The organism is Streptomyces uncialis, from assembly GCF_036250755.1.
Classification (GTDB): Bacteria; Actinomycetota; Actinomycetes; order Streptomycetales; family Streptomycetaceae; genus Streptomyces; species Streptomyces uncialis.
Genome location: NZ_CP109583.1, coordinates 2055444 through 2080808, shown reverse-complemented (window position 1 = coordinate 2080808; position 25365 = coordinate 2055444). Strand labels below are relative to the sequence as shown.

The 25365-nt window shown below is 72.2% G+C and carries 23 protein-coding genes; 17 read left to right on the top strand and 6 right to left on the bottom strand.

Annotated features, from left to right (window positions below; genetic code table 11):
* Window positions 1–105: 105 nt before the first annotated feature.
* The 3 genes from OG711_RS08365 (at window position 106) to OG711_RS08355 (ending at window position 2449) form a co-directional block, all read left to right on the top strand.
* Window positions 106–1086: a tyrosine-type recombinase/integrase gene (locus tag OG711_RS08365; RefSeq protein ID WP_329558934.1), complete on the top strand. Its 981-nt coding sequence runs from the start codon at window positions 106–108 to the stop codon at window positions 1084–1086.
* Window positions 1087–1204: 118 nt separating this feature from the next.
* Entirely contained in the window at window positions 1205–2152 is a 948-nt protein-coding gene (locus OG711_RS08360) for a HipA family kinase (protein WP_329558933.1), read from the top strand.
* Window positions 2153–2155: 3 nt separating this feature from the next.
* Entirely contained in the window at window positions 2156–2449 is a 294-nt protein-coding gene (locus OG711_RS08355) for a SelT/SelW/SelH family protein (RefSeq protein WP_073790102.1), read from the top strand.
* A gap of 60 nt (window positions 2450–2509) precedes the next feature.
* On the opposite strand, the gene aceB is transcribed toward OG711_RS08355, so the two are convergent.
* Complete coding sequence (gene aceB, locus OG711_RS08350; RefSeq protein ID WP_329558932.1) at window positions 2510–4132, bottom strand: malate synthase A; 1623 nt, start codon at window positions 4130–4132, stop codon at window positions 2510–2512.
* Between the two features lie 123 nt (window positions 4133–4255).
* On the bottom strand, window positions 4256–4864 hold the full coding sequence (locus tag OG711_RS08345) for a nucleotidyltransferase family protein (RefSeq protein ID WP_329558931.1): 609 nt from the start codon (window positions 4862–4864) through the stop codon (window positions 4256–4258).
* Window positions 4865–5138: 274 nt separating this feature from the next.
* On the opposite strand from OG711_RS08345, the gene OG711_RS08340 reads away from it, so the two are divergent.
* Entirely contained in the window at window positions 5139–5450 is a 312-nt protein-coding gene (locus OG711_RS08340; protein ID WP_073790524.1) for a DUF5955 family protein, read from the top strand.
* A gap of 478 nt (window positions 5451–5928) precedes the next feature.
* Window positions 5929–6144, top strand: a complete 216-nt coding sequence (locus OG711_RS08335) for a DUF6243 family protein (RefSeq protein WP_073790108.1) — start codon at window positions 5929–5931, stop codon at window positions 6142–6144.
* A gap of 351 nt (window positions 6145–6495) precedes the next feature.
* On the opposite strand, the gene OG711_RS08330 is transcribed toward OG711_RS08335, so the two are convergent.
* Entirely contained in the window at window positions 6496–7287 is a 792-nt protein-coding gene (locus tag OG711_RS08330) for an IclR family transcriptional regulator (protein ID WP_073790111.1), read from the bottom strand.
* A gap of 341 nt (window positions 7288–7628) precedes the next feature.
* Here OG711_RS08330 and allB point away from each other — a divergent pair, with 341 nt between their 5' ends.
* From allB to OG711_RS08315, 3 genes are all read left to right on the top strand, one after another.
* Window positions 7629–8993, top strand: coding sequence for an allantoinase AllB (allB, locus tag OG711_RS08325; RefSeq protein WP_329558930.1), 1365 nt, complete (start codon window positions 7629–7631; stop codon window positions 8991–8993).
* Between the two features lie 296 nt (window positions 8994–9289).
* Entirely contained in the window at window positions 9290–10465 is a 1176-nt protein-coding gene (gene alc / locus OG711_RS08320) for an allantoicase (RefSeq protein ID WP_329558929.1), read from the top strand.
* Between the two features lie 121 nt (window positions 10466–10586).
* A complete protein-coding gene (locus OG711_RS08315) occupies window positions 10587–11198 on the top strand; it encodes a dihydrofolate reductase family protein (protein WP_329558928.1) in 612 nt (203 codons plus the stop codon).
* Between the two features lie 130 nt (window positions 11199–11328).
* Here the strand turns inward: OG711_RS08315 and OG711_RS08310 are convergent, their stop codons facing one another.
* Together OG711_RS08310 and OG711_RS08305 are read right to left on the bottom strand one after the other, a co-directional pair.
* On the bottom strand, window positions 11329–12180 hold the full coding sequence (locus OG711_RS08310) for an ABC transporter permease (protein ID WP_329558927.1): 852 nt from the start codon (window positions 12178–12180) through the stop codon (window positions 11329–11331).
* Window positions 12177–13151 (bottom strand): ABC transporter ATP-binding protein, encoded by a 975-nt coding sequence (locus OG711_RS08305; RefSeq protein WP_329558926.1) that lies wholly within the window; start codon window positions 13149–13151, stop codon window positions 12177–12179. Before OG711_RS08305 ends, OG711_RS08310 begins: the two co-directional genes overlap by 4 nt.
* A 392-nt stretch (window positions 13152–13543) precedes the next feature.
* Between OG711_RS08305 and OG711_RS08300 the strand changes: the two genes are divergently transcribed.
* The 3 genes from OG711_RS08300 to OG711_RS08290 all read left to right on the top strand — a co-directional run bounded on the left by OG711_RS08300 (window position 13544) and on the right by OG711_RS08290 (window position 16754).
* Window positions 13544–14800, top strand: coding sequence for a sensor histidine kinase (locus OG711_RS08300; protein ID WP_073790126.1), 1257 nt, complete (start codon window positions 13544–13546; stop codon window positions 14798–14800).
* Entirely contained in the window at window positions 14797–15468 is a 672-nt protein-coding gene (locus OG711_RS08295) for a response regulator transcription factor (protein ID WP_329558925.1), read from the top strand. The genes OG711_RS08300 and OG711_RS08295 overlap by 4 nt, the downstream gene beginning before the upstream one ends.
* A 98-nt stretch (window positions 15469–15566) precedes the next feature.
* Window positions 15567–16754: a cytochrome P450 family protein gene (locus OG711_RS08290; protein ID WP_329558924.1), complete on the top strand. Its 1188-nt coding sequence runs from the start codon at window positions 15567–15569 to the stop codon at window positions 16752–16754.
* A gap of 529 nt (window positions 16755–17283) precedes the next feature.
* Here the strand turns inward: OG711_RS08290 and OG711_RS08285 are convergent.
* Window positions 17284–18288, bottom strand: a complete 1005-nt coding sequence (locus OG711_RS08285) for a Gfo/Idh/MocA family protein (RefSeq protein WP_073790131.1) — start codon at window positions 18286–18288, stop codon at window positions 17284–17286.
* A gap of 101 nt (window positions 18289–18389) precedes the next feature.
* On the opposite strand from OG711_RS08285, the gene OG711_RS08280 reads away from it, so the two are divergent.
* The 6 genes from OG711_RS08280 (at window position 18390) to OG711_RS08255 (ending at window position 24945) form a co-directional block, all read left to right on the top strand.
* Complete coding sequence (locus tag OG711_RS08280; RefSeq protein ID WP_073790133.1) at window positions 18390–19154, top strand: GntR family transcriptional regulator; 765 nt, start codon at window positions 18390–18392, stop codon at window positions 19152–19154.
* Window positions 19155–19599: 445 nt separating this feature from the next.
* On the top strand, window positions 19600–20553 hold the full coding sequence (locus tag OG711_RS08275) for a sugar ABC transporter substrate-binding protein (protein ID WP_107499295.1): 954 nt from the start codon (window positions 19600–19602) through the stop codon (window positions 20551–20553).
* Entirely contained in the window at window positions 20550–21611 is a 1062-nt protein-coding gene (locus tag OG711_RS08270; RefSeq protein ID WP_329558923.1) for an ABC transporter permease, read from the top strand. Before OG711_RS08275 ends, OG711_RS08270 begins: the two co-directional genes overlap by 4 nt.
* Window positions 21608–22417: an ATP-binding cassette domain-containing protein gene (locus OG711_RS08265; RefSeq protein WP_329558922.1), complete on the top strand. Its 810-nt coding sequence runs from the start codon at window positions 21608–21610 to the stop codon at window positions 22415–22417. Before OG711_RS08270 ends, OG711_RS08265 begins: the two co-directional genes overlap by 4 nt.
* An 804-nt stretch (window positions 22418–23221) precedes the next feature.
* Window positions 23222–24364 (top strand): ROK family glucokinase, encoded by a 1143-nt coding sequence (locus tag OG711_RS08260; RefSeq protein ID WP_073790143.1) that lies wholly within the window; start codon window positions 23222–23224, stop codon window positions 24362–24364.
* Window positions 24365–24369: 5 nt separating this feature from the next.
* Window positions 24370–24945 carry a sugar kinase gene (locus tag OG711_RS08255; RefSeq protein WP_073790145.1) on the top strand — a complete coding sequence of 192 codons (576 nt, stop codon included), beginning with the start codon at window positions 24370–24372 and terminating at the stop codon, window positions 24943–24945.
* Window positions 24946–25365 lie beyond the last annotated feature (420 nt).

The following is a 25365-nucleotide window of genomic DNA, read 5'->3' as shown; positions in this document are numbered from 1 at the left end:
AGAGTCGCTGGTGTCACAGGGGTCCGGGATCGGTCCTTCGACACGCTGGAAGACGCGAAGGCATGGCTTCGCCGGTCCGCCACCGACGAGGAGCGCGGAGAGTTCGTGGACCCGCGTGACGGGTCCATCACTCTGGCCGACTACATCCGGATGCACTGGGCGCCGGGTCGAGGTGGGGCGCCGAAGACCCAGGAGAATCAGGAGCGCCGGGCCAGGCTCCATATCATTCCGCATCTGGGGGGCCAGCCGCTCAAGAACATCACGTCGGCGGTGTTGCGCGCGTACACGGTGACGCTGGAGGCGACTGTCTCTTCGGTCGACTATCAGCGCGGAATCCAGTCCGAGTTGTCCAGCATTCTTGAAGCGGCTGTCGACGACAAACGGCTCGCCCCGAACCCCATGCATGCCAGTTCTGTGCGATGGCCCGAAGCGCCCGACGTCATCAGTCCTCGGAACCGGATCGCCGTCGTGCTGGGGCTGGGGTGCGGGCTTCGGCAGGGTGAGGTCTTCGGGCTCAGCCACGCGGACATCGACTACGAGAAGGGCGTGCTGCACGTCCGCCGCCAAGTGCAGTCGCTCAACGGGAAGCTGTATTTCGCCCTTCCCAAGGGCGCGAAGACGCGCACCGTCGACATGCCGCCCTCAGTGGCGGAGGAGGTGAAGCGGCACATCGGGACGTTTCCGCCTGTGGAAGTGGAGCTGCCGTGGGGAAGCCCCGGAGCCGACAGGCCGCGCCGGAAGTTCGCGCCCCTGCTCACCACGCGGTTCGGCAATGCCATCGCCGTGAATACGTGGAACACCTGTACGTGGAAGTCGGCGCTGGCCAAGGCGGGTGTCATCGAGCCGCGTCATGAAGGGGCGAAGGCGTGGCAGTGGGAGGCGGCGCCAAGGGATGGCTTCCATGTACTGCGGCACACCTGTGCCTCGGTCATGCTGGAGGCGGGGGAGTCCGTGGTGACCCTGGCGCGATGGCTCGGGCATTCCTCGCCGACCGTCACGCTGAGCTACTGCGCTCACTTCATGCCGGAAGCGGGAGCCAGGGGGCGCACCGTCATCGACGGAGTCCTGGGGAGCGGGAGAGAGTGACGTGCCCGTGGAAACTCCCCAGATTCTCCCCGGGGCTGGTGGGGGTGGGACGCGCCTGGTCGCCCGCTCCGACTCGGCCTGCTGATTCACAGGGAGGGACGCCGTATAGCCTGGGGAAATGCTGAGAGAGGTCACGGCGACGCGCTATGTCACGCCCCTGAGCGAGGGCGGGTCGCTGCCCGGTGTCGTCGAGGCCGACGACCTCGGTATGTACGTCGTCAAGTTCACCGGCTCCGCCCAGGGACCGAAGGCGCTGGTCGCCGAAGTGATCGTCGGGGAACTGGCCCGCGCCCTCGGGCTGCGGGTGCCCGAGCTGGTGCGCGCCCACTTCGACCCGGCGGTCGCCGCGCACGAGCCGCACCAGGAGGTGCGCGACCTGCTGGCGGCCAGCGCGGGCCTCAACCTCGGCATGGACTATCTGCCCGGCGCCGCCGACTTCGCCCCGGACACCGCGCCGCGCGCGCTGCGCGTCGGCCCGCTGGAGGCCGGCCGGATCGTCTGGCTGGACGCGCTGACCGCCAACGTCGACCGCACCCTGCACAGCTCGAACCTGATGGTGTGGCCCACCTTCGGCGTCCCGAAGGTCAACGCACCTCTGCTGTGGCTCATCGACCACGGGGCCGCGCTGGTCTTCCACCACCGCTGGGAGAGCGCCACCGACGCCGTCACCAAGCGCTACGACTTCCGCCGCCACGCCCTCGGCGGCTACGGCCCCGACACGGTCGCCGCCGGCGCCGAACTGGCGCCCAGGGTGACCCGGGACCTGCTGCGCGACATCACCGCCCTGGTCCCCGACGAGTGGCTCGCGGACGAACCCGGCTTCACCGGACCCGACGCGGTACGCGACGCATACGCCGGCCATCTCGTCGCCCGCGCGCGGGCCTCCCGGCACTGGCTGCCCACCGACTTCCCGGCCCGGGAACAGCTCGCGGCCGAGGACGCGCACCGCGCGGCGGCCACCGAGGCGGGCCGCCCGGCCTGGCTCAAGCGCGTGCCCGATCTGCACGGGAGGCCCCCGGCGGAACAGGACTGGTCCGTCCATCTGGACCGGAAACCGAAAGGCTGACCCTTGAGTACGTCCGACGCCCCGTCCGGGCACCGCGTCCAGATCGAGTACTGCACGCAGTGCCGCTGGCTGCCGCGCGCCGCGTGGCTCGCCCAGGAACTGCTCACGACCTTCGAGACGGAGCTGACGGAACTGTCCCTCGCCCCCGGCACGGGCGGCGTGTTCGTGGTCCGGGTCGACGGCGACGTGGTCTGGGACCGCAAGCAGCAGGGCTTCCCCGAGCCGACCGCCGTCAAGCGACTGGTCCGCGACCGGGTGGCACCGGGCCGCGCCCTCGGGCACTCCGACCGTCCCTGACCGGAAAGCCGAGGCCCCCGGCCCGGCGGATGCCGGACCGGGGACCGCCGCCGGGCGTACTCAGCCGCGCAGCCGCTCGTAGGCGGGCAGCGTCAGGAAGTCGGCGTAGTCCGCGTCCAGGGACACCTTCAGCAGCAGATCGTGGGCGCGCTGCCAGTCGCCCCCGGCGAAGGCGTCCGCACCGGTCTCCTCGCGGACGGCGGTGAGTTCCGCGGCGGCGATCTCCCGCACCAGCTCCGCGGTGGCGGTCCTGCCGTCCTCGAACACGACCCCCGCGTCGACCCACTGCCAGATCTGCGAACGGGAGATCTCGGCGGTCGCCGCGTCCTCCATCAGCCCGAAGATCGCCACCGCGCCGGTACCGCGCAACCACGCCTCGATGTACCGGATACCGACCTGGACCGCGTTCACCAGCCCCGCGTACGTCGGCCGCGCGTCGAGGGTGTCGAGCGCGATGAGGTCACCCGCGGCGACCGTCACGTCCTCGCGCAGCCGGTCCTTCTGGTGCGGCGCGTCCCCGAGCACGGCGTCGAACGAGGCCATCGCCACGGGCACCAGATCCGGGTGGGCGACCCAGGAACCGTCGAACCCGTCCCGCGCCTCCCGGTCCTTGTCGTTCCTGACCTTCTCCAGCGCGGCCGAGTTCGCCTCCGGGTCCCGCCGGGAGGGGATGAACGCGGCCATCCCCCCGATCGCGTGCGCGCCCCGCTTGTGACAGGTGCGGACCAGGAGTTCGGTGTAGGCACGCATGAACGGCGCCGTCATGGTGACGGCGTTGCGGTCGGGCAGCACGAACTTCGCGCCGCCGTCCCGGAAGTTCTTGATGATCGAGAAGAGATAGTCCCAGCGCCCCGCGTTCAGCCCGGAGGCGTGGTCCCGCAGCTCGTACAGGATCTCCTCCATCTCGTACGCGGCGGTGATCGTCTCGATGAGGACCGTCGCGCGGACCGTGCCCTGGGGGATGCCCAGCTTCTCCTGCGCGAACACGAACACGTCGTTCCAGAGGCGGGCCTCACGGTGCGACTCGATCTTCGGCAGATAGAAGTACGGACCCCGTGCCTGGTCGGTGAGGCGCCGCGCGTTGTGGAAGAAGTACAGCCCGAAGTCGACCAGCGCGCCCGGCACGGGCCGGCCGTCGACCTGGAGATGCCGCTCGTCCAGATGCCAGCCGCGCGGGCGCATCACCACCGTCGCCAGCTCGGAGTCGTCCTTGAGGGCGTACGACTTCCCGGTGCGCTCGTCGGTGAAGTCGATCCGCCGGGTGAAGGCGTCACGCATGTTGAGCTGGCCCAGGACCACGTTCTCCCAGGTGGGGGAGGAAGCGTCCTCGAAGTCCGCGAGCCAGACCCGCGCCCCCGAGTTCAGCGCGTTCACGGTCATCCGGCGGTCGGTGGGGCCGGTGATCTCGACCCGGCGGTCGTTCAGCGCGGGCGGCGCGGGGGCCACCCGCCAGGAGTCGTCCGCGCGCACGTCCGCCGTCCCGGGGAGGAAGTCCAGCGTGGAGGTACGGGCGATCTCGGCGCGGCGCCCGGCCCGCAGCGCGAGGAGTTCGTCCCTCGTGGGCGTGAACCGCCGGTGCAGCTCCGCCACGAAGGCGAGCGCCGCGCCGGTCAGGACCTCGTCCTGCCGGGGCAGGGACTCCGTGCCGACGAGGGTCGGCGAGGACGGCGCTGCTGCGGACATGAGCGGTCACTTCCTTCGGCAAGGGGGAGGGCGCGGCGATCGAATGCGCTGGAAAATGGATACTAGTTTCCTCATGGTGGAACTTCAAGGTTGTCGGGTGCCCCCGGCCGTCCCCGCCCCCGCTCAGTCCAGTCGCCGCAGATCCGCCGGGGTGTCGATGTCGTACGCCCGCGCCACGTCCCCGCACTCCACCAGGGTCAGCTCCGCGTCGTGCGCGGCGAGATACGCCCGCGCGCCCCGGTCCCCGACGGCCAGCCCGGCCACGTCCGTCCAGCGGTCGGCGCCGAGCAGTACGGGGTGGCCCCGCCGGCCGCCGTAGGCCGCCGCGGCCAGCGCGGACGTCATGCCGTCCGGGTCGCACCCGGCGACGCCGAGCACCCGTGCCACCGCTGCGGCCCCGACGCCCGGTTGGTCCACCAGCGTCACCAGGGCGGCGCGGGCGCCCGAACCCGCGAGCGACGCGAGGCCCGCCCGCAGCGACGACCCCATCCCCGTCTCCCAGTCAGGGTTCCCGACGACCGCGCAGCCGCGCAGATCCGCCGTGGCACGCACACCGTCCCGGCCCGCGCCGAGGACCACGTGCACCGTCCCGCAGCCGCCTTCGCGCAGCGCCCGTACCGCGTGCTCCACCAAGGGGCGGCCCCGGTGCGTCAGCAGGGCCTTGGGCCGTCCGCCCAGACGGCGCCCGCCGCCGGCGGCGAGCAGCAGTCCCGCGATGTCGTCGTTCGTCATGCCCTCTGGATACCCCAGCACCGCCCGGCCGCGCGGCAAGCGGTTTCCCCGGAGTGCGGGACGGGGTCGCGCGCCGCCCCGCGCATCAGGGCGCCGTCGGATTCGCCCTCCCGATCTACGCTGGGCAAAGGGGAGTTGAATTTCCGTCCATGGAGTGGCGGCGGGGCCCGCGAGTGGCGTTAACTGGCCGCGAACCCCAGGGAACCGACCGGTCCCACGGGGGCGGCGAGCCCGGTACGGAAAGCGCACGATGCGCGTGCGCGGGGGGAGAGCTGTGTTGCGGAGCGTGGGGCAAAGGGTTGTTACCGGCTGCGACGAGGACCCCCGGGTCGTGGAGCTGCGTGCCGCGGTCTCCAGGCTCCGCAGGGACCTCGCGACGCATCCGGCGGACTTCGCCGACCGGGTGATCGCGGAGGACGAGCTGGCGGCGCTGGACGCGATGGTGGCGGGGGGTGCGCCGGAGACTCCCCGGCTGCGCCGGTCCCTCCTTCTCGTCGCGGGGAGCATCGGATCGGTGAGCGCGCTCGCGGTGGGCCTCGCGAGGGTCCGCAACGCGGTCGACCTCTTTGGCGAGCCTCCCCACTAGTCGCCTTCGCTTGCGCTTCTCAGGTCAGTCCGGCTGGACGTACTTCGTTCCTGTGCCGTCGTTCGTGGGGTGCGCGGTTCCTCGCGCCCCTGGGGTTCCATACCTGGGCGTGCTTGTTCCTGTGGGGTCGTTCGGTGGGTGCGCGGTTCCTCGCGCCCCTGGGTGCTCGGTGCTGGGCGTACTTCGTTCCTGTGCCGTCGTTCGTGGGGTGCGCGGTTCCCCGCGCCCCTGGGTACTCGGTGCTGGGCGTGCTTGTTCCTGTGGGGTCGCTCGGTGGTTGCGCGGTTCCCCGCGCCCCTGGGGTTCCACACCTGGGCGTGCTTGTTTCCGTGCGGGTCGCTCGTGGGGTCTGTGGGGCGCGGCCTTGCGGTCGCCGTTCGGGTGCGGGGGTGGTGTGCGGGGGTGGCGGGACCGGGTAACGTCTTTGTCCCCCACCGATTAATCCGTAGAGCACGTCAAATCATTACCCGGAGAACCCGTGACCGTGAGCAAGAACATCAACAACCCCGTGGGCATGGGCGGCGGCCAGCGCAAGAAGCTGTCCCGCGCCGAACGGCAGAACAACGGTCCGCACCGCAACCTCGACCGCCAGGACGCGGCCGACCGGAAGGCGGAGCTGGTGCGCAAGATGCGCGAGAAGGCAGGCGCGGCCGAGGGCACCGCGCAGGCGGACGACGACACCGCACAGAGCTGACGCACCGCCCCTCTCACGCACCCCCTTCCTCGCGCAGTCGCGCTGCTGCGGGAGGGGGTGGGCGGGAATCTCTGCCCGCAGACTCCGATGCTCTTCAGCAGGACCACTGAACGTCCGACCGAGCGCGTTGGAGCGAGGACGGAGAATCCCGACCGGCCCCGACCCGAAGAACCGGCCGGACGCGCCCCAAAGGGGCGCGGGGAACTGCGCGAAACCACCGAGCGACGGCACAGGAACAAGCACGCCCAGCACAGGAAACCCAGGGGCGCGGGGAACTGCGCACCCCACGAGCGACGGCACAGGAACGAAGTTCGTCCAGCCGGACAGACCCAGAGGCGCAAGCGAAGGCGGTCAGCTGGTGCTGAGCGTCACCGAAAGCTCCGCCGCGATCTGCTGAAGCACCGGCACGATCCGTTCGGTCGCCGCGTCGGTGACCCGCCCGGCCGGTCCGGAGATCGAGATCGCCGCGGCCGTGGGCGACTCGGGGATCGGCACCGCGAGGCACCGCACCCCGATCTCCTGCTCGTTGTCGTCGACGGCGTACCCCGCCCGCCGTACCTCCTCCAGCGCCGCGAGGAACCCGTCCGGCGTGGTGATGGTCTTGTCCGTCGCCGCGGGCATCCCGGTCCGCGCCAGCAGCGCCCGTACCTCGTCGGCGGGCGTGTACGCCAGCAGCGCCTTGCCGACCCCCGTGGAGTGCGGCAGCACCCGCCGCCCCACCTCCGTGAACATCCGCATGGAGTGCTTGGACGGCACCTGGGCGACGTAGACGATCTCGTCCCCGTCCAGCAGGGCCATGTTCGCGGTCTCGCCGGTCTCCTCCACCAGCCGCGCGAGATGCGGCCGGGCCCATGTCCCGAGCAGCCGGGACGCCGACTCGCCCAGCCGGATCAGCCGGGGCCCGAGGGCGTACCGCCGGTTGGGCTGCTGACGGACGTAGCCGCAGGCGACGAGCGTGCGCATCAGGCGGTGGATCGTGGGCAGGGGCAGCCCGCTGCTCGTGGACAGCTCGCTCAGCCCGACCTCGCCCCCCGCGTCCGCCATCCGCTCCAGCAGGTCGAAGGCCCGCTCCAGGGACTGCACGCCGCCGCTCGGGGAGGTGGACTTGACGGCGTCGGTGGAGCTGGCGCTGGACGTCGGCACGGCGCGTTCCTTTCGGGACGGGTGGGCAAGGGTGCAGCCTACCCGGGGCGGCAGCCGTTCTCCGGTGCTGTTCCGTGCCGGGCTCCGCGTCCCCGCCGGTCAGGGGTGCTCGGCCGGCGCGGACGGGGTGCGCCGGAGGGTGTTCCGGCGCCCGGCGGGACGGAGTGGCGTTCTGATACGTGAACTGCTGGACGAAAGAGTAATTCCACTTCGCGGAATTAGCCAAGGGGGTGTCCGGGGTGATGGCGGGGGTCTTGACCGCTCGGTGACGGCCCTGAACACTCGTTCAACAGAACGTTGAAGGCCCGAGGCATGTCGTCGTGACCGGGGGAGGGGGCCAGGTGACCGACCGAGCGCCGCCCAGGTCCACCGCCCGCCCCGCCGACCTGCTGCTGCGCTCCACCCGGGTCGTCACCCCCGAGCGCACCCGCCCCGCGTCCGTCGCCGTCCGGGACGGACGGATCGCGCGGGTGCTCCCGTACGACGCCCCCGTCCCCGCCGGTGTCAGGTGCGAGGACCTCGGCGACGACGTGCTGCTGCCCGGACTGGTCGACACCCACGTGCACATCAACGATCCGGGGCGGGCGCACTGGGAAGGCTTCTGGACCGCCACCCGCGCGGCGGCGGCCGGAGGCGTCACCGCGCTGGTCGACATGCCGCTGAACTCCCTGCCGCCGACGACCGGTACGGCGGCCCTGCGGGTCAAGCGGGAGGCGGCCCGGACGAGAATCCATGTGGACGTCGGCTTCTGGGGCGGCGCCCTGCCAGGCAACCGCGACGAACTGCGGGCCCTGCACGACGCCGGGGTGTTCGGCTTCAAGTGCTTCCTGTCGCCCTCGGGCGTCGACGAGTTCCCCGCCCTCGACGAGGAGCAGCTCGCCCGTTCGCTCGCCGTGGTCGCGGGTTTCGGCGGACTGCTGATCGTGCACGCGGAGGACCCCCGGGAGCTGGCGGACGCCCCCGCGCGGGGCGGCGCCGCGTACGCCGACTTCCTCGCCTCACGGCCCCGCGCCGCGGAGAACGGCGCCGTCGCCCTGCTGATCGCCGAGGCGCGGCGTCTGCACGCGCGCGTGCATGTGCTGCATCTGTCGTCGTCGGACGCGCTCGGCCCGCTCGCCGCCGCCCGCCGGGCGGGGGTGCGGATCACCGCGGAGACCTGTCCGCACTACCTGACGCTCACCGCCGAGGAGGTCCCGGACGGTGCGACGGAGTTCAAGTGCTGCCCGCCCATACGCGAGGCAGCGAACCAGGACGCCCTGTGGCGCGCGCTCGCCGACGGGACCGTCGACTGCGTCGTCTCCGACCACTCGCCGTCCCCGGCCGAACTCAAGACCGCCGACTTCGCGACCGCGTGGGGCGGTATCTCCTCGCTCCAGCTCGGCCTGCCCGCGATCTGGACGGCCGCCCGCGCCCGCGGGCACACCCTGGACGACCTCGCCCGCTGGATGGCCGGGGCGCCCGCCCGGCTCGCCGGACTCGGCCGCAAGGGCGTCATCGCGGCCGGCCGGGACGCGGACTTCGCGGTGCTCGACCCCGACGCGACCCTCACCGTCGACGCGTCGGCCCTCCAGCACCGCCACCCCGTCACCGCCTACGCCGGTCGCACCCTCCACGGCGTCGTCCGCTCCACCTGGCTGCGCGGGCAACGGATATACGCCGACGGAGAGTTCACCGAGCCACGCGGCCGACTGCTGTCCCGCTCCTAGCCCCGGCGGGTCCCCACCGGACAGGCCGCGGCCACCGGGGCGCGACTGACGGCCTCCCGGTGCGGCAGGGGCCCCGGGCGGCCGGGCCGCACCCCCAGCGCCCCCAGGGGCCCGTAGCGGCCCGTGGCGGGCCCGACACGAGGAGCCACCGCACCCACCCGCCGCAGCCACCACCGCATACGGCCCCATCGACAGCCACCGCACCCCCTGCCACCACACGCGGACCCCACGCCGCCGCACACCTCACCCCACGCCCCCGCACCCCGCACCCCGGACGAGAGGAAGCACCGGTCACCGTGACGGCACACCCCCAGCACCCCGAACCCCATGCGTCCCCCCGGCCTGCCGCGCCGCCGCCGGGGCTTCCCGAGGCCGACTTCACCGGCGCCGCCGCGCCCTATCGCGGCGGCGACCCGTACGCCGACCACCGCTCCGCCGAGCATGCGTTCACCCGGCACGCCGACCTCGCGGACCGGCGGCTCGGCGCGGGGGTCGTCGCGGCCGGGGACGAGTTCTTCGCACCGAGGGAGAACCTGCTGCTGCCCGGCCGCGCCGAGTTCGACCCGGTGTCCTTCGGGCACAAGGGGAAGATCATGGACGGCTGGGAGACCCGGCGCCGCCGCGGTGTCTCCGCTGGATTCCCCTGGCCCGCCGAGGACGACCACGACTGGGCGCTCATCAGGCTCGGGGTCCCCGGTGTGCTCCACGGGATCGTGGTCGACACCGCGCACTTCCGCGGCAACCACCCGCACGCGGTGTCCGTCGAAGCCGTCCATGTCCCCGGTTCTCCCGCGCCCGGGGACCTCCTCGCCCCCGGGCTCGGCTGGACCGTCCTGGTCCCTCGCACGGTCGTCGGCGGACACGCGGCCAACGGCTTCACCGTGGACGCGGCCGGGAGCTTCACGCATCTGCGGCTGCGCCAGTACCCCGACGGCGGCGTCGCGCGGCTGCGCGCACACGGCGAACCCGTCCCGGACCCCGGCTGGCTCACCGCGCTCGGCACCTTCGACGTGGTAGCCCTGGAGTACGGAGGCCAGGTCCTGGACGCCTCCGACCGGTTCTACTCGCCGCCCGTCCACACCATCCACCCCGGCCGCTCCCGGCGGATGGACGAAGGCTGGGAGACCCGCCGCCGCCGCGACCACGGCCACGACTGGATCACCTACCGGCTGGCCGAACGGTCGCGGGTGCGTGCCGTCCAACTGGACACCGCCTGTCTCAAGGGCAACGCGGCGGGCTGGGCGTCGGTGTCACTGCGGGACGGGGACGGGCCCTGGACCGAGATCCTGCCCCGTACCCCGCTCCAGCCGGACACCGACCACCGCTTCGTCCTGGACGTGCCCGCCGTCGGCACCCACGCGCGCGTGGACATCCTCCCGGACGGCGGGATCTCCCGGCTGCGGCTGCACGGCTCGCTGACCGACGACGGCGCGGCACGGCTGCGGGCCCGCCACCGGCCCCCGGCGGGCTGAGCGGACCTCGCCCACGGGAGGCCCACCCGGATCTCCACCCGGGTGGGCGATGAGTTCCGCGCCGGAGTGCGGTCATAGCTGGTGGAAGAGGAAATCGCACTCCTGGAAGCAGGCACCGGCCATGGCTGAACTCTCGATCACCACATTCGTCACCCTCGACGGTGTCATGCAGGCACCGGGAGGGCCGGAGGAGGACACCAGCGACGGCTTCGACCACGGCGGCTGGTCCGTCCCGTACGGGGACGAGGACTTCGGCCGGTTCATGACGGGGGTCTTCGACCGGTCCACCGCGTTCCTCCTCGGCCGCCGTACGTACGACATCTTCGCCGGGTACTGGCCGAAGGTCACCGACCCCGACAATCCGATCGCCTACCGGCTCAACTCGCTGCCCAAGTACGTCGCCTCGAACACCCTGGAACGCCCCGGCTGGGAGGGCACCACCGTGCTGGGCGGGGATGTCGCCGCGCGCGTCGCGGAGCTCAAGGAGCGCACGGACGGGGAGATCCAGGTCCACGGCAGCGGCACCCTCGCCCGCTACCTCCTCGACCACGACCTCGTGGACACCGCCCATCTGCTGGTCTTCCCGGTACTGCTCGGCAAGGGCCGCAGGCTGTTCGCGGAGGGTGCCGTCCCGACCGCGTTCCGGCACAGCGCGGCCGAGGTCACCGGGAAGGGCGTGGCCATCCACACCTACGCGTTCGCGGGCCGCCCGGAGTACGGCAGCTACGCGTAGGACCGCAGCCCCGTCCCGGACCCTGTGGCGTCGGCCGGGAGGGCCGGCGTGGCGCGGTCCCGTGCGTGGCGCGGCGATCCTGGTCCCGGTCCCGCAGGGCGTCCGGCCGTCCCGCTCAGGTCGCGTCGCCTCAAAGCGGTCGTCGCGCCGCCTTCGCCCGGCGGGCGGCCACGCTCGAACCGGACTCGCGCCGGGCCATCCGGCTCAGTACGACGGGCGCCACCAGGAACCCGAGGACCGCCCACAGACCCAGCACCCCCACCGTCTCGGCGTGCCGCCAGGACCCGCCGATCTCGGCGGCGGCCAGCTCGCCGGGCAGCAGCGCCGACCGCAGCCCCAGGGCGAGCCAGTACAAGGGGAACACCTGCGCCAGCAACTGCAACCAGCCGGGGAATCCGTCGACCGGGTGGAAGACCCCGGAGATCGCCACCAGACCCATCAGGACCAGCGTCGTGACGCTGAGGCTCTGGGCGCCGTTGAACAGGGCGCCGAGGATCGCGCCGATCGGCAGGGTCGCGATCAGTCCGAGCGCCAGGACCCAGGTCAGTGTCACCCAGGACATCACCCGGCCCAGCTCCAGCCCGCCGAACAGGAAAGACGCGGGGATCAGTACGACGAACAGACTCGCGACCGTCACCGCGGCCCGGCTGACGACCTTGCCCGTCAGATAGCCGAGGACTCCGTTCGGTACGGCCTTGGCCCGCAGCAGCGTGCTGTCCTCGCGGTCCGTCGTCAGGGCGATGGCCAGCCCCATGAGGCCGGTCAGCACCACGTTCATCGCGAGGATGCCGGGGACCGAGTGGGAGCCGAGGGACGCGTCGGTGCCCGGCACGGTGCTGTCCCGCAGGATGTACATGACCACCAGCGACACGGCCGGGGGGAACACGGCGCCCCAGATGTCCTGGGAGTCGCTCATGTGCTGCCGGAACTCGATCCGGCCTCGATGGAGCCCGGCCCGCAGGGCCGCCGCACCGGGATTCATGACGCCACCTCCCGCAACCGGGGCGGCACACCGGTGCGCTGCCCCGACTCGTACTCCCGCACCAGCGCCAGATAGACGTCCTCCAGGCGGGCGCGGCGCACCTCCAGATCGCCGATGGCGTCGCCGTACCGCTCGAACAGTCCGCGCACATACGAGGTGGGGTCGTCCGTCGCGTGCGTGTGGCGCTCGCCGTCCCGGCTGTAGCGCACCTCGGCCTTGCCCGACACCTCGCGGGACAGTTCGGCGGCGGTGCCGTCGGCCACGATCCGGCCGCCCGCCAGCATCACGATCCGGTCGGCGAGCTTCTCCGCCTCGTCCAGGTCATGGGTGGTGAGCAGGATCGTGGTCTCCTCCCGTTCCGTGAGCCGGTGCACCAGGCCGTGGAAGTCCTGGCGGGCGCGCGGGTCGAACCCGGCCGTCGGCTCGTCCAGGAACAGCAGCTCCGGCCGCCCGACGATGCCGACGGCCACGTCGAGCCGTCTGCGCTGCCCGCCGGAGAGGCTGCCCACCCGGGCCCCGGCGCGTTCGGTGAGCCCGACGAGGGCCATCAGCTCGGCCGCGCCGTACGGCCGGACCCTGCCGTCGGCGCTGTACGGGGCGTAGTAGCGGCCGAAGTGGTCGAGCAGCTCACCCACCCGCCACTTCGCGTGGTCACGCCAGGACTGGAGCACGATGCCCAGCCGCGCGCGCCACGCCTCGTCGCCGTCCCCGGGGTCGGTGCCGAGGACGCGGACCTCCCCGGCGGAGCGCCGCCGGAAGCCCTCCAGGATCTCGATCGTGGTCGTCTTGCCGGCTCCGTTGGGCCCGAGCAGGGCCAGCACCTCACCCCGGCGTACCGTCAGATCGACTCCCGTCAGCACATCGGTGGTCCCGTAGCGCATCCGCAGACCGCGCGTCTCGACGACGGCTTCGGCGCCCGGTGGTCCCGCGACCTCGCCGGGGACCGCGTCCGGTGCGGTGTTCAGGGCCATGCTCCCCCTCTCCCTCCACTGTCACGATGGTTCCTCGACTGCCTTGTGCAGCAGGGATACTCCAACTGACGGCCCCTTCGCCGGGTCATCCGGAACATCCCACTCCGCCGGGTGCAAGTTCGCCTCCCAAGGGCCCGTCGCGAGGGCCCGGCGGCGGGAGATCCGGTACAGGAGCTTCAGCGCACGGCCCCGGAAGCAGCCCAGGCAAGCCGCACGTCACCGTCCACATCGGCCGTACGTACCCCGGACGCCGGCCGCCCGGAACGCGTACCGCGGCCGAAGTCGGCGTCCCCGGCCCGGCGGGTCGGCCGAAGGTCTCCACCTGGCGGACTTTGGTCGCCAGCCCGCCCTTATGACAGGAACACGCCGCGAACCTGCGTAGATTGCCGACCATGAGTGGGGAACAGCCGACCGCGCCGGCGCAGCCGGGACCCGTGTACCGCTTCCGCTGGCTGCTGCCGTCCGCGGTGGCGGCGGAGCTGTACCCCGGGCGGAGCGACGGCAGACGGCCCCGCCGCACCTTGCGTGACTGGGCCGTCGACTTCTGCTGCTTCCTGCTCGCCGTCATCGTCGGACTGATGGCGGGGGAGACCCTGCCGGACGAAACGAACCTCCCCCCGGCGATGGTCGCCGTGGACCAGGTGATCGGCGCGCTGGCCTGCGGCGCCCTCTGGCTGCGCAGGCGCTGGCCGGTCGGTCTCGCCGTGGTGCTGCTCCTGCTGGGCCCGCTGTCCTCCACCTCCGGCGGCGCCGCGCTGATCGCCTACTTCTCCCTGGCCGTGCACCGGCCCTTCAAATACGTCGCCTGGATCTGCGGGGCCAACCTCCTCGCCGTGCCCTTCTACTTCTGGATGCGGCCCGACCCCGAGGTGTCGTTCGGCCTGGCCGTCGCGTTCACCATGATCCTGACGGCGACCGCCGTCGGCTGGGGCCTGTTCGTCCGCTCCCACCGCGAACTTCTGCTGTCGCTGCGCGACCGCGCCCGGCGCGCCGAGACCGAGGCGGAACTCCGCGCCGAACAGGCCCAGCGGCTCGCCCGCGAGTCCATCGCCCGCGAGATGCACGACGTACTGGCCCACCGGCTGACCCTGCTCAGCGTCCACGCGGGCGCCCTGGAGTTCCGTCCCGGCGCCCCCGAGAACGAGATCGCCCGGGCCGCCGGGGTCATCCGGGAGAGCTCCCACGAGGCGCTCCAGGACCTGCGCGAGATCATCGGGGTGCTGCGCGCCGGTGAGGGCGAGGAATCAGGCCGTCCGCAACCGACCCTGGCCGCGCTCGACGTACTCGTCGCCGAGTCCCGCGCGGCGGGCGCCGACATCCTCCTCGACAACCAGGTCACCGACCCGGGCACGGTCCCCGCCTCCGTGGGCCGCACCGCCTACCGCATCGCCCAGGAGGGCCTCACCAACGCCCGCAAACACGCACCCGGCGCCGAGGTCCACGTCGAGGTCCACGGCCGCCCCGGCCGGGGACTCACCCTCACCCTGCGCAACTCACCGCCCCCCGGGGACGTCCCCGCGGTGCCCGGCTCCGGCCAGGGCCTCATCGGACTCACCGAACGCGCCACCCTCGCCGGCGGCCGTATCGAGCACGGCCCCGCCACCGGCGGGGGTTTCCGGATCACCGCCTGGCTACCGTGGCCCTCATGACTGTGACCAAGGTCCTCCTCGTCGACGACGATCCGCTGGTACGCGCCGGGCTCTCCCTGATGCTCGGCGGCGCCGAGGACATCGAGATCGTCGGTGAGGCGGGCGACGGCTCCGAGGTCGCGGACCTCGTCGACCGGCTCGCCCCCGACGTCGTCCTGATGGACCTCCGGATGCCGGTCATGGACGGCCTCACCGCCACCGAACTCCTGCGCGCCCGGGACCACGCGCCCGAGGTCATCGTCCTGACCACCTTCCACGCCGACGAACAGGTCCTGCGGGCGCTGCGCGCGGGCGCCGCCGGATTCGTCCTCAAGGACACCCGGCCCGCCGAGATCGTCGACGCGGTCCGCCGGGTCGCCACCGGGGTGCCCGTGCTGTCCCCGACGGTCACCCGGCAGCTCATCGGCCGGGTCGCGGGCGTCGACCCGCGCCAGGACCGGCTGCGGCGCGCCCGGGCCCGGCTCACGGCGCTCGGCGAACGCGAACGGGAGGTCGCGGTCGCGGTGGGCCACGGCCGCTCCAACGCCGACATCGCCGCCCAGCTCTATATGAGCGTCGCCACGGTCAAGACCCATGTCTCACGCATCCTCGCCAAGCTCGACCTCAACAACCGTGTCCAGATCGCGCTGCTGGCCCATGACGCGGGATGGCTCGACGACAAGGAGTGACCCTCCGGCCCGGTCCCGGCCCGCTGACCTCCGGGTGAGATTCTCACCAGGACGCGTGCACGGGTCCGGCCGGGCGCGCGGGGCCGGAGGGAGCGGACATGACGACCGAGGTGATCGATCTGGCGGCGTACGGCGCGGAGTTCCGCGACGACCCGTACCCCGTCTACGCGCGACTGCGGGCCCGCGGTCCCGTGCACCGGGTACGGCTGCCGCCGCCCGCCTACTCCGAGGAGGTGTGGCTCGTCGTCGGGTACGACGAGGCGCGCTCGCTGCTCGCGGACCCCCGGCTGTTCAAGGACTACACCCGCGCGGACGGTTTCGCCTTCAACGACCATCTGATGGGGCGGCACATGCTCGTCGCCGACCCGCCCGACCACACCCGGCTGCGCCGGCTCGTCACCCGGGAGTTCACCGCCCGCCGGGTCGAGGCCCTGGTCCCGCGCGTCCGGCGGATCACCGGCGACCTCCTCGACGCGATGGTCCCGCTCGGCCGGGCCGACCTAGTCGAGTCGTTCGCGTTCCCGCTGCCGATGACCGTCATCTGCGAACTCCTCGGGGTACCGGCCATGGACCGGGCCGCCTTCCGCCGGATGTCCAACGGGGTCGTCGCCCCGGCGGGCCGCGCCGAGGCGCAGCGGAGCGTGGCCGAACTCGGGACCTATCTGGACGAGCTGATCGCCGACAAACGCGCCGGCGGAGCCGCGGAGGATCTGCTGTCCGCGCTCATCCGTACGGAGGCCGAGGACGGCGACCGGCTCTCCGGTGACGAACTGCGCGCCATGGCCTTCCTGTTACTCGTCGCGGGACACGAGACCACGGTCCATCTGATCGCCAACGCGGTCGTCGCGCTGCTCTCCCACCCCGGGCAGCTCGCCGCCCTCCGTGCAGACATGGGCCTGCTCGACGGCGCGGTCGAGGAGACCCTGCGCTACGACGGGCCCGTCGAGGCCAGCACGTACCGCTTCGCCGCGGAGGACTTCGAGGTGGGTGGGGTGACCGTGCGGGCCGGTGACTCCGTGCTCGTCGGGCTCGGCGCGGCCGGGCGCGACCCGGGGCGGTTCGGGGGGCCCGACCGCTTCGACATCCGCCGGGCCGGGCGGGGGCATCTCGCGTTCGGGCACGGCATTCATCACTGTCTCGGGGCGCCGCTGGCCCGGGTGGAGGCGCGGGTCGCACTCCGGGGCCTCCTGGAACGCTGTCCCCGCCTCGCCCTCGACGGCCCCCCGGGCCCCTGGACCCCCGGCATCCTCATCCGAGGCCCCCGCAGTGTGCCCCTCCGGTGGTGAGGGTCGCCTTCGCTTGCGCTTCCCAGGTCCGTCCAGCTGGACGCGCTTGTTCCTGTGCCGTCGCTCGTGGGTTTCGCGCAGTTCCCCGCGGGTCGCCTTCGCTTGCGCTTCGTAGGTCTGTCCGGGTGGGCGCGCTTGTTCCTGTGCTGTCGTTCGGTGGTTTTGCGCAGTTCCCCGCGCCCCTTTGGGGCGCGTTCTGCCGTTCTTCGGGTCGGGGCCGGTCGGGATTCTCCGTCCTCGCTCCAACGCGCTCGGTCGGACGTTCATGTGGTCCGACTGAAGAGCATCGGAGTCTGCGGGCAGAGAGTCCCGCCCACCCCCTTCGGCAGCCATGCGACTGCGCGAGGAGGAGGGTGAAGAACAACCTCAGGGGGCGCCCCAAAGGGGCGCGGGGAACTGCGCAAAGACGAGGGCGGACCCGCACCCGAAGAACAACGGACCGGGGCAGCATCCAGGGGCGCGGGGAACCGCGCACCTCCGTCCGACCCGTACCGGGACAAGTGCGCCCAGCCGGACAGCCCTCGAAGGGTCACTCCGGGGCGATCTCCTCGACCCGGACCCCCCTCCGTTCGCGTCGCGACACCTCACACGCCTCCGCGACCCGCAACGCCTGCAACGCCTCGTTGCCCCCGCACGGATTCTCCCGCTCCCCCCGCACCACCGCCACGAACGCCGCCAGCTCCGCCTCGTACGCGGGGGCGAACCGTTCCAGGAACCCGGTCCACGGCTTGTCCGCGGCCCGCGGCCCCGCCGGTTCCGTGGACGCGATCGGTGTCCGGTCGTCGAGTCCTACCGCGACCTGGTCCGTCTCCCCGGCCAGCTCCATCCGTACGTCGTACCCCGCCCCGTTCAGGCGGGTCGCCGTGGCGGTCGCGAGGGTCCCGTCGTCCAGGGTGAGCAGCGCCGCCGCGGTGTCCACGTCGCCCGCCTCGCGGAACATCGCGGGCCCGGCGTCGGACCCCACCGCGTGGACGTCGACGATCTCCCGGCCGGTGACCCAGCGCAGGATGTCGAAGTCGTGCACCAGGCAGTCCCGGAAGAGGCCCCCGGACAGCGGCAGGTACCCGGCCGGTGGGGGCGCCGGGTCCGAGGTCATCGCCCGTACGGTGTGCAGGCGGCCGAGCCGCCCGCTGCGCACGGCCTCCCGGGCCGCGGTGTACCCCGCGTCGAAGCGCCGCTGGAAGCCCATCTGGAGCACGGTCCCCGCGCGCTCCACCTCCCGCAGCGCGGCCATCGTGCCGGGCAGGTCGACGGCGATGGGCTTCTCGCAGAACACCGGCAGCCCGGACCGCGCGGCCCGGCCGATCAGCTCGGCGTGCGCGGAGGTGGCGGTGGTGATGACGACCGCGTCCACTCCCCAGGTGAAGATCTCGTCCACCCCGGGCGCGACGGTCGCCCCGACCCGTTCGGCGAGCGCGTGCGCCCGTGCGGTGTCGGCGTCGGTGACGACGAGGGAACCGACCTCGCGGTTGCGGCAGAGGGAGGCCGCGTGGAACGTACCGATGCGGCCCGTCCCGATGAGTCCGATGCGCATGGGTACAAGCTGACGGGGCGCACGCCCCCTGTCAATGGTTTGTCCGGACAATCGAACCTGATGGGTTCACGCGCCCGGACGTGACGGCTACGCTCGCCCCCGTGCCCACACCAGAAGCCGATCCCGTCCGTCCGCTCCAGCTCGGCGTCGACCGGGGCAGCCCGGTCCCGCTGTACTTCCAGCTCGCCCAGCAGCTCGAAGCGGCGATCGAGGACGGGACGCTCACCCCGGGCAGCCTGCTCGGCAACGAGATCGACCTGGCGGGCCGCCTCGGCCTGTCCCGGCCGACCGTCCGCCAGGCCATCCAGTCGCTGGTGGACAAGGGACTGCTGGTGCGCCGCCGGGGCGTCGGCACCCAGGTGGTGCACAGCCAGGTCAAACGCCCGCTGGAGCTGAGCAGCCTGTACGACGACCTGGAGACGGCCGGTCAGCGTCCGTCGACCCGGGTGCTCGCCCGGGACCTGGTCCCCGCGTCCGCCGAGGTCGCCGCGGCCCTCGGGGTCGCCGAGGGCGCCGAGGTGCAGCGGCTGGAACGGCTGCGGCTGGCGCACGGCGAACCCATGGCGTACCTCCGCAACCATCTGCCGGTCGGACTGCTGGCCCTGGAGGAGGACCGGCTGGAGGCCACCGGGCTGTACCGGCTGATGCGGGCCGCGGGGATCACCCTGCACAGCGCCCGGCAGTCCGTGGGCGCCCGCGCCGCCGACGGGCCGGAGGGCGAACAGCTCGACGAGTCCGAGGGCGCGCCGCTGCTGACCATGCGCCGCACCACCTTCGACGACACCGGACGTCCCGTGGAACACGGCTCCCATCTGTACCGCGCGTCCCGCTATTCCTTCGAGTTCCAGCTCCTCGTACGCCCCTGAGACGGTGTCGGCACGGGATCACGCACACCTCGTAAGAATGTTCTGACAAACCCATTGACGGGGTCCGGCCCCACCACTAGAACTCCCCTCAGCCGCATCCGGGCGGCCGGGGAGAAGAGGTGGACCCACCATGCGTACCGACCGCAGGGCAGCAGGTCCGGCGGAACCCCGCGCCGTGACGGCACGCGGCGGCTCCCGCGGCGAGGGCGCCGGGGCGAATCCGCCGGGCGTGCCGCGCCCGGCGAAGCGCACCGCGCGGTACCCGATGACCACCCGCGCCCTGCCGGTGGCCGATACTGGAGCGTTCGAGGTCGCAAAGTCGACCCCCGGGGCCGGTCGGCCGGTCCCGGCGCACCGGGGAGTACGGCAAGAAGGGCACGGGGTCGTGGCAAAGGCACGGACAGGGGTACGCGCGGTGGGAGCCGTGCTGGTGGTGGCGCTCGGGATGACCCTCGCCGGATGCAGCAGCACGGGCGGCAAGCGCGCCGAGGACGCCCGGAAGGCCGCCGCCTCCCAGGGGAAGTCCACGGTCAGCACCCCCCGCTGGACGTTCGCCATGGTGACGCACTCCGGTGACGGCGACACCTTCTGGGACATCGTCCAGAACGGCGCCCGGGAGGCCGCCGCCAAGGACAACATCAACTTCGTGTACTCGCATCACGACGAGGCCCAGCAGCAGGCCCAGCTGGTCGACGCGGCGATCGACAAGGAGGTCGACGGGATCATCGTCACCCTCGCCAAGCCCGCCGCGATGAAGTCCGCCCTGGAACGCGCCCGCAAGGCCGGTATCCCCGTGATCACCGTGAACTCGGGCTCCGCGGAGTCCAAGGAGTTCGGCGCCCTCACCCATATCGGCCAGGACGAGACCGTCGCGGGCGAGGCCGTCGGCACCGAGCTCAACGAGCGCGGGCGCCGCAGCGCCGTCTGCGTCCTGCACGAGCAGGGCAACGTCGGCCACGAGCAGCGCTGCGCCGGGGCGAAGAAGACGTTCGAGGGCCGGATGACCAATCTGTACGTGGACGGCACCAACATGCCCGACGTCCAGGCCTCGATCGTCTCCAAGCTCCAGGCCGACCGGGACATCGACGCCGTCGTCACCCTCGGCGCGCCCTTCGCGGACACCGCCGTCAAGGCCAAGCAGGACGCGGGCAGCAAGGCGGAGATCGACACCTTCGACCTGAACGAGAAGGTCGCCGCCGGACTGAAGAGCGGTGATCTGGGCTTCGCCGTCGACCAGCAGCCCTACCTCCAGGGGTACGAGGCCGTCGACCTGCTGTGGCTCTTCAAGTACAACGCCGATGTGCTCGGCGGCGGCAAGCCCGTCCTGACCGGCCCGCAGATCGTCACCAAGGACCAGGCCGCCGAGCTGGAGGACTACACGAAGCGGGGGACCCGATGAGCGCGACCGCCCCCGCCGCGCCCGCCCCGGGCGGCGCCGGGCCCGACGAACGCCTCGGGCGGACCTCACCGCTGCGCAGGCTGATGGGCCGCCCCGAGCTGGGGTCCGTCGTCGGAGCCCTCGCGGTGTTCCTGTTCTTCGCGGTCGTCGCGGACAGCTTCCTGCGCGCCGCGAGCCTGAGCACCGTGCTGTACGCGGCCTCCACCATCGGCATCATGGCGGTGCCCGTCGCGCTGCTGATGATCGGCGGGGAGTTCGACCTGTCCGCCGGGGTCATGGTCACCAGCTCCGCCCTGGTGTCCTCGATGTTCAGCTACCAGATGACCGCGAACGTCTGGGTCGGGGTCGGGGTGTCCCTGCTGGTGACCCTCGCGATCGGGGTGTTCAACGGCTTCATGCTGACCCGGACCGGACTGCCCAGCTTCATCATCACGCTGGGCACGTTCCTGATGCTGACCGGGCTGAACCTCGGCTTCACCAAGCTGATCAGCGGCACGGTCTCCACCAAGTCGATCGCCGACATGGAGGGCTTCGCCTCCGCGAAGAGCGTCTTCGCCTCGACCCTCACCCTCGGCGGCGTCAACTTCAAGATCACGATCCTCTGGTGGTTCGCCCTGGTCGGCGTCGCCACCTGGCTCCTGCTGCGCACCCGCGCCGGGAACTGGATCTTCGCGGTCGGCGGCGGCAAGGACGCGGCCCGCGCGGTCGGCGTACCGGTCGCCCGGACGAAGATCGGCCTCTACATGGGCGTCGCGTTCGGCGCGTGGATCGCCGGACAGCATCTGCTGTTCTCGTTCGACGTCGTCCAGTCCGGCGAGGGCGTCGGCAACGAACTCATCTACATCATCGCCGCCGTCATCGGCGGCTGCCTGATCACCGGCGGGTACGGCTCCGCCATCGGCTCGGCGGTCGGCGCTCTCATCTTCGGCATGACCAGCAAGGGCATCGTCTTCGCCGAGTGGAACCCCGACTGGTTCAAGTTCTTCCTGGGAGCGATGCTCCTCCTGGCGACCCTGCTGAACGCCTGGGTCCGCAAGCGCGCGGAGGCCACGACATGACCCCTGAAGCCGCCCCGTCCGACGGCCCGGCCCCCGGCGCCCCCCTGGTCCGGCTGGACGACGTCAGCAAGCACTACGGCAACATCCGGGCCCTCGAAGGGGTCTCCCTGGAGGTGCACGCGGGGGAGATCACCTGTGTGCTCGGGGACAACGGCGCGGGCAAGTCCACCCTGATCAAGATCATCGCGGGGCTGCACCAGCACGACGCGGGCACCCTGAGCATCGAGGGCGAGGAGACCCGTCTCGCCTCCCCGCGCGAAGCGCTCGACAAGGGCATCGCCACGGTCTACCAGGACCTCGCGGTGGTGCCCCTGATGCCGGTGTGGCGCAACTTCTTCCTCGGCTCCGAACCGACGAAGGGGGCCGGCCCCTTCCGGCGGCTCGACACCGAACTGATGCGGTCCACCACCCGCGCGGAGCTGCTGCGCATGGGTATCGACCTGCGGGACGTCGACCAGCCCATCGGCACGCTCTCCGGCGGTGAGCGGCAGTGCGTGGCCATCGCGCGGGCCGTGCACTTCGGGGCGAGGGTACTGGTGCTGGACGAGCCGACCGCCGCGCTCGGCGTGAAGCAGTCCGGAGTCGTCCTCAAGTACGTCGCCGCGGCCCGGGACGCCGGGCTGGGTGTGGTCCTCATCACGCACAACCCGCACCACGCGTATCTCGTGGGGGACCGGTTCGTGCTGCTGAAGCGGGGCGCGATGTCGGGCAGCCACACGCGGGACGGGATCACCCTCGACGAGCTCACCCGCCAGATGGCGGGCGGCAGCGAACTGGACGATCTGCGGCACGAGCTCCAGCGGTAACGCCTTCGCTTGCGCTTCTGGGTCTGTCCGGCTGGACGGACTCCGTTCCTGTGCCGTCGTTCGTCGGGTGCGCAGTTCCCCGCAGGTCGCCTTCGCTTGCGCTTCCGAGGTCCGTCCGGCTGAACGCGCTTGTCCCTGCGCCGTCGCTCGGTGGGTGCGCAGTTCCCCGCGCCCCTGGGTACTCGGTGCTGGGCGCACTTGTCCCTGTACAGGTTGTCCGGGGGTGCGCAGTTCCTCGCGCCCCTGGGTACTCGGTGCTGGGCGCACTTGTCCCTGTGCCGTCGCCCGCCGTTTTCGCGCAGTTCCCCGCGCCCCTGGGGTTCCACACCTGGGCGTATCTGTTCCCGTGCGGGTTGTTCGTGGATGCGCAGTTCCCCGCGCCCCTTTGGGGGTGCCCGCCTGGGGGTGTTCTCAGTCTGCGGGTGGTCGGCGTCGGCCGGGGGCGGGGTTGGACCATCCTCCTCGTGCAGTCGCAGGGCTGCGGGAGGGGGTGGGCGGGAATCTCTGCCCGCAGACTCCGATGCTCTTCAGTAGGACCACACGTACGTCGTACCGAGCGTGTCGGATCGAGGACGGAGAATCCCGACCGGCCCCGACCCGAAGAACAAACAGAACGCGCCCCAAAGGGGCGCGGGGAACTGCGCACCCCCGAAGTACCCGCACGGGAACAGGTACGCCCAGGTATGGAACCCCAGGGGCGCGAGGAACGGCGCAGGGACAAGCGCGTCCAGCTGGACGGACCTGAGAAGCGCAAGCGAAGGCGTCACGTGCGGCCCCCCGCCTCCGTGAGGCAGAATCGGCCTGATGAGCACCTACCGCGACCTAGCGCACCGCGGCACCGCGCGGGCCACCGTGCTGCGCACCGTCGGCACCCGCGAACGCCGCTCCCTGCTGACGGCACCCCGTGTCCCGACCGTCGGTATCGACATCGGCGGCACCAAGGTGATGGCGGGCGTCGTGGACGCGGACGGCAACATCCTGGAGAAGCTGCGCACGGAGACCCCGGACAAGTCCAAGAGCCCCAAGGTCGTCGAGGACACCATCGTCGAACTGGTGCTGGACCTCTCCGACCGGCACGACGTCCACGCCGTCGGTATCGGCGCCGCGGGCTGGGTCGACGCCGACCGCAACCGCATCCTGTTCGCCCCCCACCTGTCCTGGCGCAACGAACCCCTCCGGGACCGGATCTCCAGCAGGCTCGCGGTCCCTGTGATGGTCGACAACGACGCGAACACCGCCGCCTGGGCCGAGTGGCGCTTCGGCGCCGGCCGCGGCGAGGACCATCTCGTCATGATCACCCTCGGTACCGGCATCGGCGGCGCCATCCTGGAGGACGGTCAGGTCAAGCGCGGCAAGTACGGTGTGGCCGGCGAGTTCGGCCATATGCAGGTCGTCCCCGGCGGACACCGCTGCGCGTGCGGCAACCGGGGCTGCTGGGAGCAGTACAGCTCCGGCAACGCCCTGGTGCGCGAGGCCCGCGAACTGGCCACCGCCGACTCCCCGGTCGCGTACAACATCATCGAACGCGTCAACGGCAACGTCTCCGACATCACCGGCCCGCTGATCACCGAGCTGGCCCGTGAGGGCGACGCCATGTGCGTCGAGCTGCTCCAGGACATCGGGCAGTGGCTCGGCGTCGGTATCGCCAATCTGGCCGCCGCCCTCGACCCGTCCTGCTTCGTCATCGGCGGTGGTGTCAGCGCCGCCGACGACCTGCTCATCGGCCCGGCCCGGGACGCCTTCCGCCGCCATCTGACGGGCCGCGGCTACCGTCCCGAGGCCCGTATCGCGCGCGCCCAGCTCGGCCCCGAGGCGGGTATGGTCGGCGCCGCCGACCTCTCACGGCTGGTGGCCCGCCGCTTCCGCCGCGCGAACCGCCGCAGGGTCGAGCGCTACGAACGCTACGAGCGGTACGCCGAGGCGCGGCGGACGGCCCAGGGGACCTGAGCCCCATGCCTAGCGTCCCCCACCAGGCCCCCCCACCCGACGAGGAACCCCGCCCCGAGGCCCGGGGCCGGATGATCCGCCGGCGGGCCCTGACGCTGCTCATCATCGGGCTGCTCATCGGTGTACCCGCCGGGTATCTGGTGATCTCCGCCAACCAGAGCCGCGACAGCGGCCGTGACAAGGCCGCCAAGTACTCGGCGACAGGACTCACCGAGGGCTGGCCCTCCCGGGTCCAGCGGCGGGTGTACGACGTGTCGATCCCCCCGTACTCCAGTGATGTCGCGCACTACGAGACGAACAACTGGAAGACCAGCAGGCTCTACGTGCAGTTCCTCACGAGCAACGAGGGCCTCGACCGGTTCCTCGGCGAGCTCGGCTTCAGCAGTGACGCCCTGCGCAGGGACGACCTCACCATCGGGGTGCGCGACCGGGGCGTCGTCGGCTGGGACTTCACCGGAGACGGCCCCTGGTGGGGCCTGAGCCGGGAGCAGAAGGACCCCATGCCCTCCCAGGACGTCGTCGTGAACTGGTCGAACCCCGATCATCCGATGGTGTACATGGTTTCCGCGACCACGCCGTAGCGGCGCCGCCCGGCCGCCGGAGCCGATTGTCAGACCCCGCCCGTAGAGTCGAAGACGTCCGATTCGACCAGGGGCCGGGGAGGTGACCGTCCGTATGAGCGCCACACGTCTGAGTGCTCTCTTCCTGCCCGCCGACCTCCCGCGCGAGGGCCGTGTCGCCTTCTGGGACCCGGCGGGTGACCCGCTGCCCCCGGCCGTCCCCGGCGCCGAACCCGGGACCGCGGAGCACGGCGAGCTGACGGTGGTGCGCCCGCACGGCCCCGGCGTCCGCAGCGTCACCGTGCCGGTGCTGTACGTCTCCCTGGAGGACGCGCTGCCCCTGCTGGTGGCGGCCCGCGGCGACGCGCACGCGCCCAGGGCCACCGCCTGCTGGGGCGCCGCCGCGCTCCTCGCGCTGCGCCTGATCGCCCGGGGCCGGAT

Bases quoted from the DNA above. Each gene is read 5' to 3' on its own strand.
- OG711_RS08310 (WP_329558927.1), bottom strand. From the start codon at position 12,180: ATGAATCCCGGTGCGGCGGCCCTGCGGGCCGGGCTCCATCGAGGCCGG.
- OG711_RS08285 (WP_073790131.1), bottom strand. From the start codon at position 18,288: ATGCGCATCGGACTCATCGGGACGGGCCGCATCGGTACGTTCCACGCG.
- OG711_RS08315 (WP_329558928.1), top strand. From the start codon at position 10,587: ATGGCTGAACTCTCGATCACCACATTCGTCACCCTCGACGGTGTCATG.
- OG711_RS08345 (WP_329558931.1), bottom strand. From the start codon at position 4,864: ATGACGAACGACGACATCGCGGGACTGCTGCTCGCCGCCGGCGGCGGG.
- OG711_RS08255 (WP_073790145.1), top strand. From the start codon at position 24,370: ATGCCTAGCGTCCCCCACCAGGCCCCCCCACCCGACGAGGAACCCCGC.
- OG711_RS08305 (WP_329558926.1), bottom strand. From the start codon at position 13,151: ATGGCCCTGAACACCGCACCGGACGCGGTCCCCGGCGAGGTCGCGGGA.
- OG711_RS08265 (WP_329558922.1), top strand. From the start codon at position 21,608: ATGACCCCTGAAGCCGCCCCGTCCGACGGCCCGGCCCCCGGCGCCCCC.
- OG711_RS08360 (WP_329558933.1), top strand. From the start codon at position 1,205: ATGCTGAGAGAGGTCACGGCGACGCGCTATGTCACGCCCCTGAGCGAG.
- OG711_RS08270 (WP_329558923.1), top strand. From the start codon at position 20,550: ATGAGCGCGACCGCCCCCGCCGCGCCCGCCCCGGGCGGCGCCGGGCCC.
- aceB (WP_329558932.1), bottom strand. From the start codon at position 4,132: ATGTCCGCAGCAGCGCCGTCCTCGCCGACCCTCGTCGGCACGGAGTCC.
- OG711_RS08300 (WP_073790126.1), top strand. From the start codon at position 13,544: ATGAGTGGGGAACAGCCGACCGCGCCGGCGCAGCCGGGACCCGTGTAC.
- OG711_RS08260 (WP_073790143.1), top strand. From the start codon at position 23,222: ATGAGCACCTACCGCGACCTAGCGCACCGCGGCACCGCGCGGGCCACC.
- OG711_RS08290 (WP_329558924.1), top strand. From the start codon at position 15,567: ATGACGACCGAGGTGATCGATCTGGCGGCGTACGGCGCGGAGTTCCGC.
- OG711_RS08295 (WP_329558925.1), top strand. From the start codon at position 14,797: ATGACTGTGACCAAGGTCCTCCTCGTCGACGACGATCCGCTGGTACGC.
- OG711_RS08275 (WP_107499295.1), top strand. From the start codon at position 19,600: ATGACCCTCGCCGGATGCAGCAGCACGGGCGGCAAGCGCGCCGAGGAC.